Annotated in this window: 17 protein-coding genes; 12 read left to right on the top strand and 5 right to left on the bottom strand. The window is 48.5% G+C overall.

Annotation, left to right across the window (positions count from 1 at the left end; translation table 11 throughout):
- Nucleotides 1-2 precede the first annotated feature (2 nt).
- Complete coding sequence (locus tag BM231_RS01295; protein ID WP_063294601.1) at nucleotides 3-1,154, bottom strand: MFS transporter; 1,152 nt, start codon at nucleotides 1,152-1,154, stop codon at nucleotides 3-5.
- A gap of 183 nt (nucleotides 1,155-1,337) precedes the next feature.
- Between BM231_RS01295 and BM231_RS01300 the strand changes: the two genes are divergently transcribed.
- The 6 genes from BM231_RS01300 (at nucleotide 1,338) to BM231_RS01325 (ending at nucleotide 5,724) form a co-directional block, all read left to right on the top strand.
- A complete protein-coding gene (locus BM231_RS01300) occupies nucleotides 1,338-1,868 on the top strand; it encodes a TspO/MBR family protein (protein ID WP_084403717.1) in 531 nt (176 codons plus the stop codon).
- A 40-nt stretch (nucleotides 1,869-1,908) separates the two neighbouring features.
- Entirely contained in the window at nucleotides 1,909-2,103 is a 195-nt protein-coding gene (locus BM231_RS01305; protein WP_063286199.1) for a twin transmembrane helix small protein, read from the top strand.
- Nucleotides 2,104-2,126: 23 nt separating this feature from the next.
- Complete coding sequence (locus BM231_RS01310; RefSeq protein ID WP_057464634.1) at nucleotides 2,127-2,702, top strand: cob(I)yrinic acid a,c-diamide adenosyltransferase; 576 nt, start codon at nucleotides 2,127-2,129, stop codon at nucleotides 2,700-2,702.
- Between the two features lie 290 nt (nucleotides 2,703-2,992).
- A complete protein-coding gene (locus BM231_RS01315; protein WP_093516160.1) occupies nucleotides 2,993-3,742 on the top strand; it encodes an electron transfer flavoprotein subunit beta/FixA family protein in 750 nt (249 codons plus the stop codon).
- 24 nt (nucleotides 3,743-3,766) lie between these two features.
- Nucleotides 3,767-4,696, top strand: coding sequence for an electron transfer flavoprotein subunit alpha/FixB family protein (locus tag BM231_RS01320; protein ID WP_093516162.1), 930 nt, complete (start codon nucleotides 3,767-3,769; stop codon nucleotides 4,694-4,696).
- 146 nt (nucleotides 4,697-4,842) lie between these two features.
- Nucleotides 4,843-5,724, top strand: a complete 882-nt coding sequence (locus BM231_RS01325) for a 3-hydroxybutyryl-CoA dehydrogenase (RefSeq protein ID WP_057464631.1) — start codon at nucleotides 4,843-4,845, stop codon at nucleotides 5,722-5,724.
- A gap of 66 nt (nucleotides 5,725-5,790) precedes the next feature.
- On the opposite strand, the gene BM231_RS01330 is transcribed toward BM231_RS01325, so the two are convergent.
- Both BM231_RS01330 and BM231_RS01335 read right to left on the bottom strand, forming a co-directional pair.
- The gene (locus BM231_RS01330) at nucleotides 5,791-6,948 is read right to left on the bottom strand and encodes a CobW family GTP-binding protein (protein ID WP_208859980.1); all 1,158 of its coding nucleotides are present in this window, start codon (nucleotides 6,946-6,948) and stop codon (nucleotides 5,791-5,793) included.
- Between the two features lie 25 nt (nucleotides 6,949-6,973).
- A complete protein-coding gene (locus BM231_RS01335; RefSeq protein ID WP_093516166.1) occupies nucleotides 6,974-8,311 on the bottom strand; it encodes a D-alanyl-D-alanine carboxypeptidase family protein in 1,338 nt (445 codons plus the stop codon).
- A gap of 463 nt (nucleotides 8,312-8,774) precedes the next feature.
- On the opposite strand from BM231_RS01335, the gene BM231_RS01340 reads away from it, so the two are divergent.
- The 6 genes from BM231_RS01340 (at nucleotide 8,775) to BM231_RS01365 (ending at nucleotide 14,916) form a co-directional block, all read left to right on the top strand.
- Entirely contained in the window at nucleotides 8,775-9,377 is a 603-nt protein-coding gene (locus BM231_RS01340; protein ID WP_093516998.1) for a glutathione S-transferase family protein, read from the top strand.
- A 160-nt stretch (nucleotides 9,378-9,537) separates the two neighbouring features.
- Nucleotides 9,538-9,936 (top strand): DUF1761 domain-containing protein, encoded by a 399-nt coding sequence (locus BM231_RS01345; RefSeq protein ID WP_093516168.1) that lies wholly within the window; start codon nucleotides 9,538-9,540, stop codon nucleotides 9,934-9,936.
- 176 nt (nucleotides 9,937-10,112) lie between these two features.
- On the top strand, nucleotides 10,113-12,062 hold the full coding sequence (gene acs, locus BM231_RS01350; protein ID WP_093516170.1) for an acetate--CoA ligase: 1,950 nt from the start codon (nucleotides 10,113-10,115) through the stop codon (nucleotides 12,060-12,062).
- A 304-nt stretch (nucleotides 12,063-12,366) separates the two neighbouring features.
- On the top strand, nucleotides 12,367-13,767 hold the full coding sequence (locus tag BM231_RS01355) for a TadE/TadG family type IV pilus assembly protein (RefSeq protein WP_159437942.1): 1,401 nt from the start codon (nucleotides 12,367-12,369) through the stop codon (nucleotides 13,765-13,767).
- A gap of 4 nt (nucleotides 13,768-13,771) precedes the next feature.
- Nucleotides 13,772-14,302: a TadE/TadG family type IV pilus assembly protein gene (locus BM231_RS01360; protein WP_159437943.1), complete on the top strand. Its 531-nt coding sequence runs from the start codon at nucleotides 13,772-13,774 to the stop codon at nucleotides 14,300-14,302.
- Nucleotides 14,303-14,328: 26 nt separating this feature from the next.
- Nucleotides 14,329-14,916, top strand: a complete 588-nt coding sequence (locus BM231_RS01365; RefSeq protein WP_093516176.1) for a TadE/TadG family type IV pilus assembly protein — start codon at nucleotides 14,329-14,331, stop codon at nucleotides 14,914-14,916.
- A gap of 34 nt (nucleotides 14,917-14,950) precedes the next feature.
- Here BM231_RS01365 and BM231_RS01370 read toward each other — a convergent pair whose 3' ends face one another.
- Together BM231_RS01370 and leuC are read right to left on the bottom strand one after the other, a co-directional pair.
- The gene (locus BM231_RS01370; protein WP_093516178.1) at nucleotides 14,951-15,508 is read right to left on the bottom strand and encodes an HNH endonuclease; all 558 of its coding nucleotides are present in this window, start codon (nucleotides 15,506-15,508) and stop codon (nucleotides 14,951-14,953) included.
- A gap of 274 nt (nucleotides 15,509-15,782) precedes the next feature.
- Nucleotides 15,783-17,189, bottom strand: coding sequence for a 3-isopropylmalate dehydratase large subunit (leuC, locus tag BM231_RS01375; RefSeq protein WP_093517000.1), 1,407 nt, complete (start codon nucleotides 17,187-17,189; stop codon nucleotides 15,783-15,785).
- Between the last annotated feature and the right edge of the window lie 173 nt (nucleotides 17,190-17,362).

A 17,362-nucleotide genomic window follows, 5' to 3' on the forward strand; every position in this document is an offset into this window, starting at 1 on the left:
CCTCACCGCTTAATCAGAGACCGGCTCATCAGCAAGCTCAGCACAAGTGCCGGTAACATCAGCATAAAGCCGCCTTGGATACCGAGGTGATCAGCGGCATAGCCGATGACGAGAGGACCGACGAGGAAACCGCCGAGAGCAATCTGCGTCATCAAGCCCACATTGACAGCAGCAGAGCGGCCCGGTTTTTCAGCAGCAGCCGTAACAGCCAGCGGAAAGCCACCAGAAACCCCCAGCCCAACCAGCCCGAAACCAAGCAATGACACCGCATAGTTTGGCGAAATCACCAGAATTCCGACGCCAATGAGAGCAAGGATAACAATCCCAGCAGCTGCGATCTGAACGTCAACACGAGATCGCAACCAGTCTCCGGTTAAGCGCCCGAATGTCACCATCAAAGCAAAAGCGCTATAGGCAATACCTGCGTAACCAGCTGATAGATCAAACAGATCAGTCACATAAATCGCAGACCAATCAGCAATCGCACCCTCTGTCATCGTGATGCCAAACGCAAAGAAGCACACCGCAATCAGCGCACCACTCGGCATCTGGAAACCACTCTCAGACTTCTCTGCAATATCTGGCTCGCGTCCTTCTGTCAGGCTGTAAGAGGTAAACAGCGCTGGTAATAACGCCATACCACTTGCCATGAGAATGCTTTCAGATGGCCCGTAACCAACCCAGGAAAAGCCGGAGCTGATCAAACTTCCCACCAGCACACCAAGACTCCACAAGCCATGGCAGCCCGACATAATGAGCTGCCCACTCTTCCGCTCGGTCTTGTCTGCAATCACATTCATGCACAGTTCCACAAACGCCAGCGAACTGCCAACAACTGCCAGATAAACAAACAGCTGCAGAATGGATTCAGCATACGTCGGCAATGGCATCAGACAGATAAACGCAAACAGACCCGCGATCAAAAGCTGGCGTGCACCAAACTTCTCCGTAAGCCGTCCGGCAAACATCAGCATGAACAGCAGCCCAACCGGCATACCGACAAGAGCAAGGGCAAACTCCCCTTCGCTCACCTGAAGTCTTTGCTGAATTTCTGCGATGCGTGGAAACCAAGCGCCAAGCGCTATAGGTTGTAGAAAGAAGACGCCGCGAATAAGATTCACATCGCGCGCACCAAGGACTGCTTGTTGTGTCATGGAAAAAGCTTTGAAGAGAGAAAAACGACCTATTAAATATCTAGCGTGATATTTTAGAAAAATGCAAGCTGTGTAGAGCACCTAATACAGCACAACGCCGTTTGCTGACGTAACAACGCAAATCAACGCAGGATATGCGTAAAAAACGCATTTCTGCGCAAAACCTTTCAAAAAGGAATTTCCGTGCCCCTAAGCGACACCACAAAAGCCAAGTTAAAGAACAGAGTTGTCTGGAGTCGTCTCGTTGGATGGGGGCTTTTATGTTATGCAACAGCAGCTTACGGCGGCATCGTTACTGCACCGGCCATCCCTGAATGGTACGCCTCTCTCAACAAACCATCCTTCAATCCACCTGACTGGATTTTTGCGCCGGTCTGGTCCGTTCTTTACGCACTTCTTGGCATCAGCATCTGGCTGGCCACTGAATTTCAACAGACTGGCACCAACGAGGCAGCCAAACCACCTTCGAAAACCAGCATTCAGCTAACTTTCGTTATAGTGTTGTTTTTAAATGGTATTTGGTCCTGGGCATTCTTCGGACAGCAAAACCCGACACTTGGCCTTGTTGTCCTTATCATCTTGCTCGCGCTAAGTTTTTTCACTTTCCGACTATTTTATAGAGCGCAAATCTTTGCAGCTTGGCTCTATCTGCCCTATCTCCTTTGGGTTAGCTTTGCAGCCGTCCTGAATGCCTCTATTGTGGTTCTGAATTAATCCAACACCTCAATCGAGACTTTTATTATTGGAGATTTTGATGAGCGGTATTGTTGCCACTCTAGTTCCTATTGCTCTTTTCGCCGTCGCTCTGGTCCTCGCCCTCGGCCTTTGGAACATGATGCGCGGAGGAGATCCAAACCGTTCGCAAAAGCTTATGAGATATCGCGTCCTCTTGCAGTTCGCAGCTATCATATTGATTATGCTTTCCGTTTACTTCGCAAGCACATCCTGATTTTGGTTTGAAATTGGTACACAATGGTCACTCTCAATAAGATCTATACAAAAACTGGCGACGACGGCACCACTGCTCTTGGCAGCGGAGAGCGCAGACAAAAGCATGATCTGCGCATCGAGGCCTACGGAACCGTTGATGAAACCAACTCAGTCGTCGGCATAGTCCGCCTGCACGCATCCAAAGAAATGCCAGTACTGGACGAACTGCTTGGCCGCATTCAGAACGATCTGTTCGATCTCGGCGCCGATCTGGCAACACCAGACACAGGCGAAGACCTCGGATACGAACCACTACGCATCACAGACAATCAGGTAAGCGCTCTAGAAGACGCAATCGACCAGATGAACGTTGAACTTACCCCACTGAAATCATTCGTATTACCGGGTGGCACACCACTGGCAACGCACTTACATCAAGCCAGAACCGTCTCACGCCGCGCCGAGCGTCTCGTTGCAGCTCTCTCTCAAAAAGAGAAGGTCAACAAACAAGCTCTGCAGTATCTCAACCGCCTCTCCGACCTCTTCTTCGTTGCGTCTCGCTATGCAAATTTGAAGGGCGAAGGCGACGTTTTGTGGGTAGCGGGCAAAAACAGATAGCGATTTTTTGATGAAAAAATCGGCCAAAGGTGCTTGACGAATAGGTAAACTATCAACACTTATGGACAACTATCTTCACCTTAAGGCTACTTGGCCTTATACATTGGTTGAAACCCAATACCTATTTACCCTAGGCGATCGTTGACAGCCCCAAAATTGCTCAGTACGGTCGCCGCAAATGTAATGCAATTTGCATTCCCTTTTGGCTCTGGTAGCCCGGCGGAAGCTGTGTCTTATCAACTTGGTGGCGACGCATACTCCCCTGCATTTCTAGTGGAGGTTCTAGGAACATGAAAATTCTCGTGCCCGTAAAACGGGTCGTTGACTATAACGTAAAAGTTCGCGTGAAAGCGGATGGCTCCGGCGTTGAACTCGCAAACGTCAAAATGTCCATGAACCCTTTCGACGAAATCGCCGTTGAAGAGGCTCTTCGCCTGAAAGAAGCTGGTAAAGCAACTGAGATCATTGTTGTTTCCATCGGTCCTAAGCAGGCAACTGAAACGATCCGCACCGGCCTCGCAATGGGCGCTGACCGCGGTATCCTCGTTCAGACCGACGACGTTGCAGAGCCTCTCGCAGTAGCTAAGGTTCTCAAAGGCATCGTAGATGAAGAAGAGCCAGGTCTCGTTATCCTCGGTAAACAGGCGATCGATGACGACTGCAACCAGACTGGTCAGATGCTTGCTGCACTTCTGGGTTGGGCACAGGGCACATTCGCTTCCAAGGTTGACCTTGGCGATAACACAGTAGACGTCACCCGCGAAATCGACGGTGGTTTGCAGACTGTTAAGCTGAACATGCCAGCGATTGTCACCACTGACCTGCGTTTGAACGAGCCTCGCTACGCTTCTCTGCCAAACATCATGAAGGCAAAGAAAAAGCCGATTGCTGAGAAAACATTGGCGGACTATGGCGTAGACGCTACCCCTCGCCTCAAGGTTCTCAACACTGCTGAGCCTGATGCACGCAAGGCAGGCGTTAAGGTCGCTTCCGTTGATGAGCTGGTAGACAAGCTCAAAAACGAAGCTGGCGTTCTTTAAGATAGGTCAAGAGGAGTTAGCATTATGACCACGCTTCTTGTGGCTGAACATTCCAATTCTGCTTTGAACGAAGCAACAGCTAAAGCATTGACTGCAGCTGTAGAAATGGGCGGCGACGTTCATATTCTCGTTGCAGGTAAAGACTGTGGCGCAGCAGCTGAAGCTGCTTCCAAACTGTCTGGCGTTGCTAAAGTTCTTGTTGCTGACGACGCAGCATATGAGCACCAGCTTGCTGAACCAGTTGGCGATCTGATCGTTGCACTTGCTGCTGATTATGATGCTGTTGTTGCTGCTGCGACAACCAATGGCAAAAACACACTGCCACGCGTTGCTGCTAAGCTCGACGTGATGCAGATCTCTGAGATCATTGCCGTTGAATCTGCAGACACGTTCAAGCGTCCAATCTACGCAGGTAACGCAATTCAGACTGTACAGTCTGCTGATGCAAAGAAGGTTCTGACTGTTCGTACAGCATCTTTCGCCGCAACTGCAGAAGGCGGTTCTGCTCCAGTTGAAGTTGCTGCAGCTTCTGCTGATCCGGCAATTTCCTCCTTCGTGGGTGAAGAAATCGCAGCTTCTGATCGTCCAGAACTCGCAGGCGCTAAGATCATCATCTCCGGTGGTCGTGCTCTCGGTTCCGAAGAGAAGTTCAACGAAGTCATCACCCCTGTTGCTGACAAGCTCGGCGCAGCAATCGGTGCATCCCGTGCAGCTGTTGATGCTGGTTACGCACCAAACGATTGGCAGGTTGGCCAGACCGGTAAGGTTGTTGCACCTGATCTTTACATCGCTTGCGGCATTTCCGGTGCAATTCAGCACCTTGCAGGCATGAAAGATTCCAAGATCATCGTCGCAATTAACAAAGACGAAGAAGCACCAATCTTCCAGGTTGCTGATTACGGACTTGTCGCAGACCTGTTCGAGGCTCTTCCTGAACTGGAAAAAGCCCTCTAATCATATTTGATTAGCTTTTCAGGAACCCCGGGATGTTAATATTTCATTCTGGGGTTCTTGCTGTTTGAGGCAAGACTTGCGATGTATGTTGTTACGAGAACGTCAAAGCACGTTTAATCGATGCTTGTAAGAATTTGGATCTGACAATGGTGGTCGAAGTAAAGAAAGTCGGTGTTATTGGCGCCGGTCAAATGGGCAATGGCATCGCACACGTAAGTGCTTTGGCAGGATACGATGTCGTGCTTCACGATATCGATCAGGATCGTATCGACAGAGGCTTGGCCAGCATCAATGGCAATATGGCGCGTCAGATCTCAAAGGGCACGATCACTGAAGAAGATCGCGATCTTGCTCTTACCCGCATCAAAACATCTGACGATGTTAAATCCTTAAGCGATGCAGACCTCGTTGTAGAAGCTGTGAGTGAAAACGAGCAGGTCAAACGCAAGGTTTATCAAAGTGTTTGCCCAATTCTGAAACCTGATGCCATCCTTGGCACAAACACTTCGTCAATTTCCATCACGCGTCTGGCGTCTGCTACAGACCGTCCGGAAAAATTCATCGGCATCCACTTCATGAATCCGGTTCCACTTATGGAACTAGTTGAACTTGTTCGTGGCATTGCAACCAGCGATGAAACCTTTGAACTTTCCAAGGGTTACACCCTCGGCTTGCATAAGACGATTGCAGTTTCAGAAGACTTCCCAGCCTTTATGGTGAACCGTATTCTGCTGCCAATGATCAACGAAGCGATCTACACTCTTTATGAAGGTGTTGGCTCCGTTGAAGCAATCGACACAGCAATGCGTTTGGGTGCAAACCACCCAATGGGTCCGCTGCAACTGGCTGATTTTATTGGTCTGGATATCTGTCTGTCCATCATGCAAGTGCTGTACGAAGGCCTAGCAGACAGCAAATACCGCCCATGCCCACTACTCGTAAAGTATGTTGAGGCAGGCTGGCTTGGACGCAAAACCCAACGCGGTTTCTATGACTACCGCGGTGAGGTTCCAGTCCCTACGCGCTAAAGCGTTTACAAGACACACAAAAGCCCGCCACTTGAGCGGGCTTTTTTATTGTTGCTGTTCAGCTGGTTACTTAAACGTACCACTAAACCCACCAATGGAAAGTGGATTATCCATCATCGCAGTACGGTCTGGCGTATCAGCAGCAACTCCGCCTGTGAATGCATCAAACATCTTCTTCACAAAGCCCTCAGATAGGCCCTTAGTAATGAAGACGAGCCGCGTTCTCTGATCCGCATCAGGCCATTCTGCAAGCCGCGCAGGCGGATGAAAGACATGCTGCACACCATGGATCACCAAAGGCTGATCCGGGTGCTCTACGGTCTTTATAATCCCTTTAACACGCAAAAGCTTAGGGCCATGTGCAGAGCGCAGCAGGTCCAGAAACATCTCCAATGCAGCATTTGGGATTGCCCTATCGGTCTCAAGCGTAAAGGCGCGAACATCTTTACCATGGCGGTTCGGGTCGTGATGGTGATCATGCCCGCCACCATGATGATGGTGCCCGTGATGATCATGTGAGGCGTGCTCATCCTTGTACGCCTCTTCCCTCAACCACTTCTGAACGTCTGGTATTTTGCTCTCAGGATTGTACAGTCCGCAGTTGATGAGTGCGGCAGCTGTTGCAGAGCCATCTTGGGCATTGAGCACAATTGCGCCAGGGTTCAGATGCTTCAGCTCAGCCAGCAGATCATCAGAAGGTTCCTGCAAATCCGTCTTCGTCATCACAATACGATCAGCAACAGCGACTTGCTTGACCGCCTCCTCATGAGAATGGATCGTATCCAGACCATTGACGGAATCGACCAATGTCACCACGCCATCAAGCCGATATCGCATGACCAAATACGGATGTAGCATCACAGTGTGTAACACCGGAGCTGGATCAGCCAAACCAGTTGTCTCAATGATCACGCGGTCGATCTTCTTCATACGGCCATTGTCGATACGGCGCAGAATATCTTCCAGCGTATTGATGAGATCACCACGAATAGTGCAGCACAAACAACCAGATGAAAGCTCAATGATCCCATCATCAATGGTATCTACGAGCAAATGGTCCAAACCGATCTCACCAAATTCATTGATGATGACCGCTGTATTTTCCAACACTGGCTCTTTGAGAATTCGATTAAGAAGCGTTGTTTTACCCGCTCCCAGAAAGCCAGTAATGACGCTCATTGGGATCGGGGTTGGCGGACTCCGCCTCTCTTGGGTACTAGCCATAATTCTGCACTGCCTGTAGCTACGGTTACTGCGTTTTACCGAAGGCAGACGTATTAGCATAGAGCCCACCTGGGCTGCCAAACAAATCTCGTTTAGGAGTTGATTTCAGCGGCTGTAAAGAAGCCCCCTTGCCCACTGGCACATTAAGCTGCTGAATGCCTCCAATAGGCGCAGGCTCCAAGCTCTTTTGCGACCCAGGCTTAGGAGTTGGCAAAGGCACTGCATTTCCGAGCTTTTTTAGCGCGACAACAGGGTGCTCATTGCCAATACGCACAGTCACTGGTGCATATGACTTCAATTGTGGGCCCAGAATTTCTTCATAGACCAAACCCCAGTTCACTTTCTTCTTGGAAAGACGAATAGATTTGCCGCGTGGGCTCGGACTGGCCGCATCAGCATAAGCCATCATGCTGGCAGAGCCACGTTTTGTCCCAAACCGATCAACGAGCTGTTGAGCCGTTGGCTTAGCATTGCGCTTACAGTAGTGGTCTTTTGGTGGGTTGATATTCCCACTTCCGCGGAACGCAGTAATCTTCGTTCCTGCTGTCTTCTTGAAACCGCTATCAATGAGCTTCTTAGCAAAGGCTGAGCGCTCTAAACTGGAAGCCGCCCCCAAAACAACAGCAATAACTGTTCTTCCATTCCGCGTTGCAGAAGTCGCAACATTGAAACCAGAATTACAAATATATCCAGTTTTCAAGCCATTTGCACCATCCGTACGCAGAAGGAAATCCCTGTTTCCGGACCGAAATGTTCTCCGGCCAAATCTAATTCCCGGATGGCTCATGTAAGAGCGATACTGCGGAAATTGGTTCCACAGTGCACTCGCTAGCAGCGCCATATCACGCGCAGATGAGACCTGTCGATTATCTGGTAAACCGTGAGGATTGACGAAACTGGTATGCGACATTCCTAGCCGACGCGCAGTCGCATTCATCTCGTTGATAAAGTCTTCTTCAGTGCCACCTACCCGCTCAGCAACGGCCACTGCAATATCATTGGCCGATTTCACAAGGATCATCTTCAAGGCATTATCGAGCGTGATTGTCGTGCCGACCTTAAACCCCATCTTGCTTGGAGGCTGGTTGAGTGCGTTTTGAGAAACCATCACCATATCGCTCATGGCCATCTCACCCTGAGAGATACTCTTAAAGGCAATATAGGCGGTCATCATCTTCGTAAGCGAAGCAGGGTACCAGCGGTCGAAAGCACCGTTTTGCTCCAAAACACGACCATTATCGGCATCCATCAACAACCATGCAGCGACATCTGCACGAGCATTTGTCAGCACAGAGGCCAAAGCTATTGCGAAAACCGCAAAAAATCGAAGTTTCTGGGCAATCCAATAAACCGAAAAATTCACGATCTTACCGCTCCACGCCTACCAGTTTTTGCAGCAAACAACCTTTGCATAGCTGTCTTCGATAGCTCAGTCGCTAGTTTAGTTTCATGAACAGCCCAAGCTACCGTTAGGTAATACAGTAGGGGGAAACAATAAAAACTATGTCACCAGACACCGGGAATAAAACTTGGTGTCTCTCCTGAAATATTAGGGTGACAATATCAGTAAGAGACCGCTATTTCCAAACATTTCAGGGCATTTTCTTGTGATGGTTATTTTGTGAAATCAAACTACCAAAGAGACACTGTCGTAATCACCCCTTCACTTGTAAGGGGCTCTCTTTTTTACTCACCTCAGCATCGATCAACTTTGCCTATTTAAAGCTGCACACCTTGTAATCTGAAAGCTTATCCTCAAGTCGCAGTCATTCTTGCTTTTCTTTTGCACCATCAACGCAGATGATCGGATCCAAGAGGAGGATCTTATGTACAAAGTTATTGGCCACCCGCAATCAAGAACCATGCGGGTACTCTGGTTATTGGAAGAACTGAATTTGCCTTATGAGGTCGTGCCCAGCAAACCTCATCAGGAAGATGTTTATGCCGTAAATCCATCAGGCAAGATTCCTGCCCTGATCGTTGACGGAGAAACCATTTACGATTCAACGGCAATCTGTACTTATTTAGCAGACAAACATTCCAGCCTGTCATTCCCATCAGGAACTTTAGATCGCGCCCGGCAGGATAGTTTTACAAACTTCGCCCTTGATGAAATGGACTCCATCCTTTGGATGGCTGCAAAACACTCATTTATTCACCCTGAAGACCAACGCGTACCAGACATTAAACCTGCTTGCCGATTTGAATGGAACAAATCAATGAAGCTGCTTGAGAAACGCCTTGGCGAAAACACTTGGGTGACGGGCGAAACTTTCACAATTGCTGATATCATCATCGGCCATTGTGCAGTCTGGGCTAAAATCTCCAAGTTTGAATGGCCAGAAGGACCTGTCAGCGAATATTTTTCAAGGGCTTTAAGTCGACCAGCTCTTGCAAAGGCCAATGAAAAAGCTGCGGCAATGCAATAACCTGCTTAAGTACGAGGGTGGCCCACCCCACCCTCTCCCACCATTTCAGCGCGATTAGAAATTGAGTAGCACTTGAAGCTACCAAATAATTTCAATACATTTTTCAAATAATAAATAATCAAGTCATGTGCACACCATATCTTTTACAGGGTGTATTGATATGATTGAAGGAATTTACTTACCAGGTGTGCTTGCTGCGGGAATCGCTTCATATATTTTTGGTTCTATTTGGTACTATGTGCTTTCATATTCCTGGATGAATGCTGTTGGCATATCAGAAGAAGACGTTCAGATGTCTCCTTCCACTTACATCATTACTTTTCTCTGCGAAATGATCATGGCTTTCGTCCTTGCCGGAATTCTCGTCTACTCAGGCTCAGTCGCCATTGCCAGTGGCGTGACTGCAGCAATCGTAATCTGGGGCGGCTTTGTACTCACAGGCCTGATCGTCAATCACAAATTCCAACGAGCCTCATGGATGCTTACGCTCATCGATGCAGGGCATTGGCTCGGCGTTTTGATGGTTCAAGGCATGGTTTATGCGGTGATATCTGGTTAATTCCGGATACCTCGACATCTCGTATTGCTGAATTTTCGTAGGCCAAACGAACCTAGAGACAAAGGGACCTACGAAAGTTCGAAGCATATTCGCTAGACGCCCCAACGGCAGCTGCCCATAATACGCCACAGGAGTTGGGTATGTGATTACCCGTGGAGGAAATGGGGAGATTGACCATGACTGGTGATGTATATCCAGTACCGGCTGAGATTGCCGAAAACGCCCTGCTCAACAACGAGCAGTACTTGGAAATGTACAAGAAGTCCGTTGAAGATCCCGACGGGTTCTGGGGAGAGCACGGAAAACGGATTGACTGGATTAAGCCTTATTCCAAGGTCAAAAACACGTCCTACGACTACCACAATGTTTCCATCAAATGGTTTGAAGACGGCACTCTGAACGTAGCAGCCAACTGCATTGACCGTCATCTGGCAGAGCGCGGCGATCAACCAGCAATCATCTGGGAGGGTGATGAGCCGGATCAAAGCAAGACAATCACTTACAAGCAACTGTCTGAAGAAGTGAACCGTTTTGCAAACGTCATGCTTGCCAATGGTGTGCAAAAAGGCGATCGCGTCACTGTCTACATGCCAATGATCCCTGAAGCAGCCTACGCAATGCTCGCATGTGCCCGTATTGGCGCAGTTCACTCTGTTGTGTTCGGCGGTTTCTCTCCTGACAGCTTGGCCGGACGTATTGAAGACTGCAAATCACGCTTTGTCATCACAGCTGACGAAGGTGTCCGCGGTGGCAGAACAGTACCTTTGAAAGAAAACACTGACCGCGCAATCGAAAAATGCGGCAATGTCGACAAGGTCTTCGTTGTGAAACGCACCGGTGGCAACGTCAATATGATGGACGGCCGCGATCTCTGGTATCACGAAGAAACCGAAAAAGCTTCTGCAGATTGCCCTCCAGCAGAGATGAACGCGGAAGATCCGCTCTTCATTCTCTACACCTCTGGCTCAACAGGCCAGCCAAAAGGTGTGATGCACACGTCTGGTGGTTACCTCGTTTATGCCTCCATGACGCATGAATACGTTTTCGACTACCACCCAGGCGAAGTCTATTGGTGTACGGCTGATGTTGGCTGGGTCACAGGCCACAGCTATATCCTCTACGGCCCACTCGCTAACGGCGCAACAACGCTGATGTTTGAGGGGGTTCCAACCTACCCAACAGCAGGTCGGTTCTGGGAAGTTTGTGACAAACACAACGTCAACATCTTCTACACCGCCCCAACCGCAATTCGCGCATTGATGGGCGCAGGTGATGAATATGTAACCAACACATCCCGCAAATCATTGCGCATCCTGGGATCGGTAGGCGAGCCAATTAATCCAGAAGCATGGTTATGGTACAACAACATTGTCGGCGAACAGCGCTGCCCAATCGTTGATACCTGGTGGCAAACCGAAACTGGCGGCATCTTGATCACACCACTACCAGGTGCAACAGATCTCAAGCCAGGCTCCGCAACACGCCCATTCTTCGGCATTCAGCCAGCTATTGTTGACGCTGAGGGCAACTTCCAGGAAGGCGCAACTGAAGGCAACCTCGTCATAACAGACAGCTGGCCAGGCCAAATGCGAACCGTTTACGGAGACCACGAGCGCTTCGTCCAAACATACTTCGCGACCTATAAAGGTTTCTACTTTACTGGCGATGGCTGTCGTCGTGACGAAGATGGCTACTACTGGATCACCGGCCGGGTTGATGACGTGATCAATGTATCTGGTCACCGCATGGGGACTGCTGAAGTTGAAAGCGCCCTCGTCGCCCATCCAGAGGTCTCAGAAGCTGCAGTAGTTGGTTATCCGCATGATGTGAAGGGACAAGGCATTTACGCCTATGTAACCCTCATGGAGGGCTTGGAGCCTTCTGAAGAACTGAAGAAGAAATTGGTCAAGCATGTCCGCGCTGAAATCGGCCCAATTGCATCCCCAGACCTCATCCAGTTCGCCCCGGGCCTGCCAAAGACCCGCAGCGGTAAAATCATGCGCCGCATCCTCCGCAAAATCGCAGAGGACAGCTTCGACAACCTCGGCGATACGTCAACCCTAGCCGACCCAACCGTCGTTGGCGACCTAATCGACAACCGCCAAAACAAAGCTGAAACGGTTTAGGCGAAACTTATTGTATGCAACCTAGAACACAAAACCCCGCCATTTTGGCGGGGTTTTTATCTTCAAAAACATAAAGTTACTTTTAGATTTAGCACCAGACTACGTACAATGTCATTTCTTACAGTCCCCGTCTGTAAACTTTCTATAAACTATAAATTCTATATCGCGAAAAGAAACAATCAACGTTGAAGAAATTTAGATAGAATTCTGGTTTAAAATTACATTGTTAAAGATAGCTGTTTGATTGGTCGAATCGGGTCGTTTCCCTTAGACAACCTGTAATATGCATTGGGAAAGCTTTCATATGCGTGGTCTGTATATTCTAGGTCGAAATAACTTCCTACGATTTCAAAGTAATGCGAGTGGCAATGTAGCAATAATGGTCGCCGTATTATTTATACCGCTAGTTATTGCTGTAGCCGGTACAGTAGACATTGCACATTTTGCAAGTATTGAAAATAGACTTCGAGCTGCTACAGAATCCGCTGCATTAGCAGCAGCATCACTTAGGTCCTCCTCTGATCTAGAAAAAACTTCAAAAGAGTACGTGAAGTCAAATTTACCAGACACAGATCTTTGGAGAACAGTTGATATTCAAGTGCCCGCCCCGGAAGTGACCACGAACTCAAGAACGATCACGGTAAATGCTTCCATCGCACTACCAACGAGTTTTCTAAAGATAATTGGAATTGATAAATTAACGGCACATGCAAGCTCTGTCGCAACGCAAACAAAATCCGATGCAGAGATTGCGCTGGTTCTAGATATTTCATCTTCGATGGATCGTAGTGGAAAAATCGACAAACTAATACCGGCAGCAAAAGATTTTGTTGATGCAATTTTTGACGATGAACTATTTCAAGAAGCTAGCGTAAGCCTAATACCTTTTGGGGGCACAGTTAATGTTGGATCTGAATTATTCGAAAAGTGGGTAATAAATGAAAGAGAACAAAAAAAAGACCCATCTCGTTATGACTATTATGTAGGAAGCAGAATTCCTTTTGGAAAGTTCAGATTCACAGACGGTGGGAATTGCATTGAATATCGGCCAGAAGATGCAAGTGAAGATCTAATTCCTCTTGAGTCTCGCCCTCAGTTGCCTGATTTTTGGAAATGGAACGATGGCAACCCATGGTGTCCACCTGACTCTACCGCAATGCTCTTGAACTCAAGCAATCCAACTAAAATTAAAAATCGCATTGATGATATGGAACTCTCCGACGGCACAGGTATGGATATTGGTGCTATTTGGGGATTAAAAGCCCTTTCACCAAAGTGGCGCGGTCAACTTGGCGGCGATAACTCCGATCGGCCTGCCAATTTCAATGACGCAAAAACGCTCAAGTTTATGATTTTGATGACAGATGGCGATATCACTGCCCAGTATAGACCAATAGATTATTCAAAAGGAGATACTAAAGGAAGCCGCAATCAGCAAACAATGCTGTCAAAAGGTTGGACAAGCACATCTCCTAACACAAACAGTGCTTATGGTTACTTCAAACGTGTATGCAATGATCTGCGCACCAATGGTGTCACTGTCTTCACTATTGGCTTTAAGATTCCAGCTAACGGTAATGCTGAAGAAATGCTGCAATATTGTGCAACAAATATTGGCAACTATTACCTCGTCGACAATCTGGATATCGGATCAGCATTTGACTCCATCCATAGAGCAATTTCCCAACTCAGGATTAAGGGGTAGAGCGATGCTATCACTTACCCCTCGCTTTTGGCGTAGTTCTACGGGTGTAACAGCTATTGAGTTTGCAATATTAGCTCCCGTACTATTTTACTTTATTTTTGCCGCTTTTGAAGTTGGTATGATCTACACACAACGGGAACTACTCGATCGAGCAGTCACGAATGCTACTAAGCAGATCTACATTGGCGCCGCCTCAAGTGGACAAGTAACTAAAAGCGATCTCGAAAAAGCAATTTGCGATGACCTTATATTTGCTGGAGCTGAATGCCGCAAGAATCTCACATTGAGAGTAACACCCATTACGTCTTTACGTAGTGATCCACAAACCGATATTATCTGTCGTGACAGCGGCACAACGCCCGACCCAGCTATAGGTTACAACCCTGGCGTGAGAGACCAATTTATGTTCATGCGTGTATGCTTCATGAAAAAGCTCCTCTTACCCGGAATTGGCTTCGCGCTTAACTTACCATCTGCTTCTAGTGACCGTATTGCTCTTGTTTCCAGCAGTGCCTTTGTCAACGAGCCCTTTTGAAAATCCCTCATTGGAGAAGTATCACGATGGAGTACAGTCTTTCCTCAATGAGGCAATCTAGCTTCTTCAGGGATGTTAAGGGCGTGGCCGCTATTGAGTTCGCGATAGTATTTCCTGTGTTATTGCTTCTTTTTCTGGCTACTTCAGTTCTGGTAGAAGGTTTTCGCACCAAACGCCTTCATGAAAGGGCTGCATTTACAATTGTCGATCTTGTAACACGCCAACAAAACGTTATGGATGAGGAAGCAGCCCAAGAGCTTTATTTGATAGGTCAGGCATTAGTTGGACCTGCAGCAGATACGAATGATTTCACGGTCGTTATCGCTAGCGCCATAAATGAGTTTAGTACAAACGGCAATTCTGACCTGTCTCTATTGTGGTCTTGTGCATCCAACCCAAGCTCTCACTTCCAACAACAACACATAGATGACCTGGAGTTACCAGAAGTGCCAGAAGGGCAAGCGATCTTGATCACTCAGGTCACTGGAACATATAAACCAATTTTCAAGTTGGATTTAATTAGCGACATTGATCTGCAAGAAACGACTGTGCGGCGCCCACGTTTTCTCAGTGTCATTCCTCTAGATGAAGAAAGAGGCTCATGCCGTGAATGAGGCACGATTTATATTCAGAATAATACTATAAATGTCACGGCTCAAGCTCGCTGTCCCAGTAGAGGAAATCTAACCAGCTCTCGTGCAGGTAGTTGGGTGGGAACAGGCGGCCATTGTTATGCAGGTCATGCACACGTGGAATAAACGGCATTTGCTTGGGTCGCATGTTCATTTCTTGCCAGGATTTGTTTGCCTTGCGTAGATTACAGGGAGAGCAAGCCGTGATGACGTTGTCCCAAGTGGTCAGCCCGCCCTTACTGCGAGGGATGAGGTGATCAAAAGTCAGGTCATTCAGGGATCCGCAATACTGGCATTGAAACCTGTCTCTCAAAAACACGTTAAACCGCGTAAAGGCTGGGTTTCGCTCTGTCTCTACAAAGGACTTCAGCGCAACAACGCTGGGGAGTTGAAACTCAAGGCTTGGGCTTCTCACAACCTGATCGTATTCAGAGACGATACTAACCCGATCCAAAAACACAGCCTTCACCGCTTCCTGCCACCCCCATAAAGACAAGGGGTAGTAAGACAGAGGCCGATAATCTGCATTCAACACAAGCGCCGGGAATGCGCCTTCTGAAACGACTGCGTTCACAACATGCTCCCGAGTCTCGCTCAGAACACAAGCGCCTGAGCGGAAATCATCTTGAGATGTTTTGATATTGTAGTCAGCAAATGACAGCTATGTGAAGTCTGGCAATCATCCTTACCCTAAGGAAATCGAAATACAGACCAAGCACATCAGCATAAACCCGCGATAGATCAGACAATTAGATCCGCACGACACACTTTGTCGCAATGTCACTCTCAAAATAAAAAAAGCGGGAATAGTCACCTACTCCCGCTCATTTCCAAAATTTTATCAGCGATTACTTCCAGTGGCGCACATCAACAAAGTGCCCGGCAATCGCAGCCGCTGCCGCCATTCCTGGCGAAACAAGGTGCGTACGACCCTTGAAGCCCTGACGGCCCTCAAAGTTACGGTTGGAAGTTGAAGCACAACGCTCACCTGGCTTCAATTTGTCAGCATTCATCGCCAGGCACATGGAGCACCCAGGCTCACGCCATTCAAAACCAGCGTCTTTGAAGACCTCATCCAGACCTTCCGCCTCAGCCTGTGCTTTCACCAGACCAGAACCCGGAACGATCATCGCGCTAACGGTGTCTGCAACCTTTTTGCCTTTAACAACGGCAGCAGCTTCACGCAGATCTTCAATACGTCCGTTGGTGCAAGAACCAACAAATACACGGTCAACCTTAATGTCAGTAATCTTCTGACCAGCTTCAACACCCATGTACTCAAGCGCACGTTCTTTAGAAGCGCGGCGGTTGTCGTCTTCGATCTCAGCCGGATTAGGAACAACACCGGTAACAGAGACAACGTCCTCAGGAGAAGAGCCCCAAGTCACGATTGGAGGCAGGTTCGCAGCATCCAGAACGATTTCTGTATCAAACTCTGCATTCTCATCAGTAAACAGAGTTTCCCAGTAAGCCTGTGCCTGTTCCCATGCAGCGCCCTTTGGTGATTTAGGACGGCCCTTCAGGTATTCAAAGGTCTTCTCATCCGGAGCAATCAGACCAGCGCGTGCACCAGCTTCAATTGACATGTTACAGACGGTCATACGACCTTCCATAGACAGGCTGCGGATCGCTTCACCAGCGTATTCAATCACGTAACCGGTGCCACCGGCAGTACCCAGCTCTCCGATGATCGCCAGTACGATATCTTTAGCAGTCACGCCTTCCGGCAGCTGACCATTCACGGTCACACGCAGGTTTTTCGCTTTTTTCTGAATCAGCGTCTGGGTCGCCAGAACGTGCTCAACCTCAGAAGTACCGATACCATGTGCGAGAGAACCAAACGCACCATGAGTGGATGTATGACTGTCACCACAAACGATGGTCATGCCCGGCAGTGTAAAGCCCTGCTCTGGCCCCACGATGTGCACCACGCCCTGACGTTGATCGAGCTCAGAATAGTACTCAACACCAAACTCGGCAGCATTTTTGGCGAGCGTATCAACCTGCAATGCGCTTTCAGGATCATCAATACCTTGGGAGCGATCAGTGGTTGGAACGTTATGGTCAACAACAGCCAGTGTACGCTTTGGGTGACGCACCTGACGACCAGCCATACGCAGGCCTTCAAATGCCTGCGGGCTCGTAACTTCGTGTACCAGGTGGCGGTCAATGTAAAGCAGGCAAGTGCCGTCTTCTTGCGTGCTGACCACGTGGTGGTCCCAGATCTTATCGTAAAGAGTTTTGGCCTGCGACATTGCGCTTGTCTCCTGGAAACGAATGATCCTTGTTTCAAATCCGGCTCTGATCGCACCTACCAAGCGCTCAAGATCCGAGAAAACAGGACCACTCACTTATTACCTGCAGCTCTCTGCGGCCGCATAAATCTTGAAAATACGGAAACAACAATAAACGAAGCTCCCGCTATACT

Source organism: Pseudovibrio ascidiaceicola, from assembly GCF_900114245.1.
Lineage (GTDB): Bacteria > Pseudomonadota > Alphaproteobacteria > Rhizobiales > Stappiaceae > Pseudovibrio > Pseudovibrio ascidiaceicola.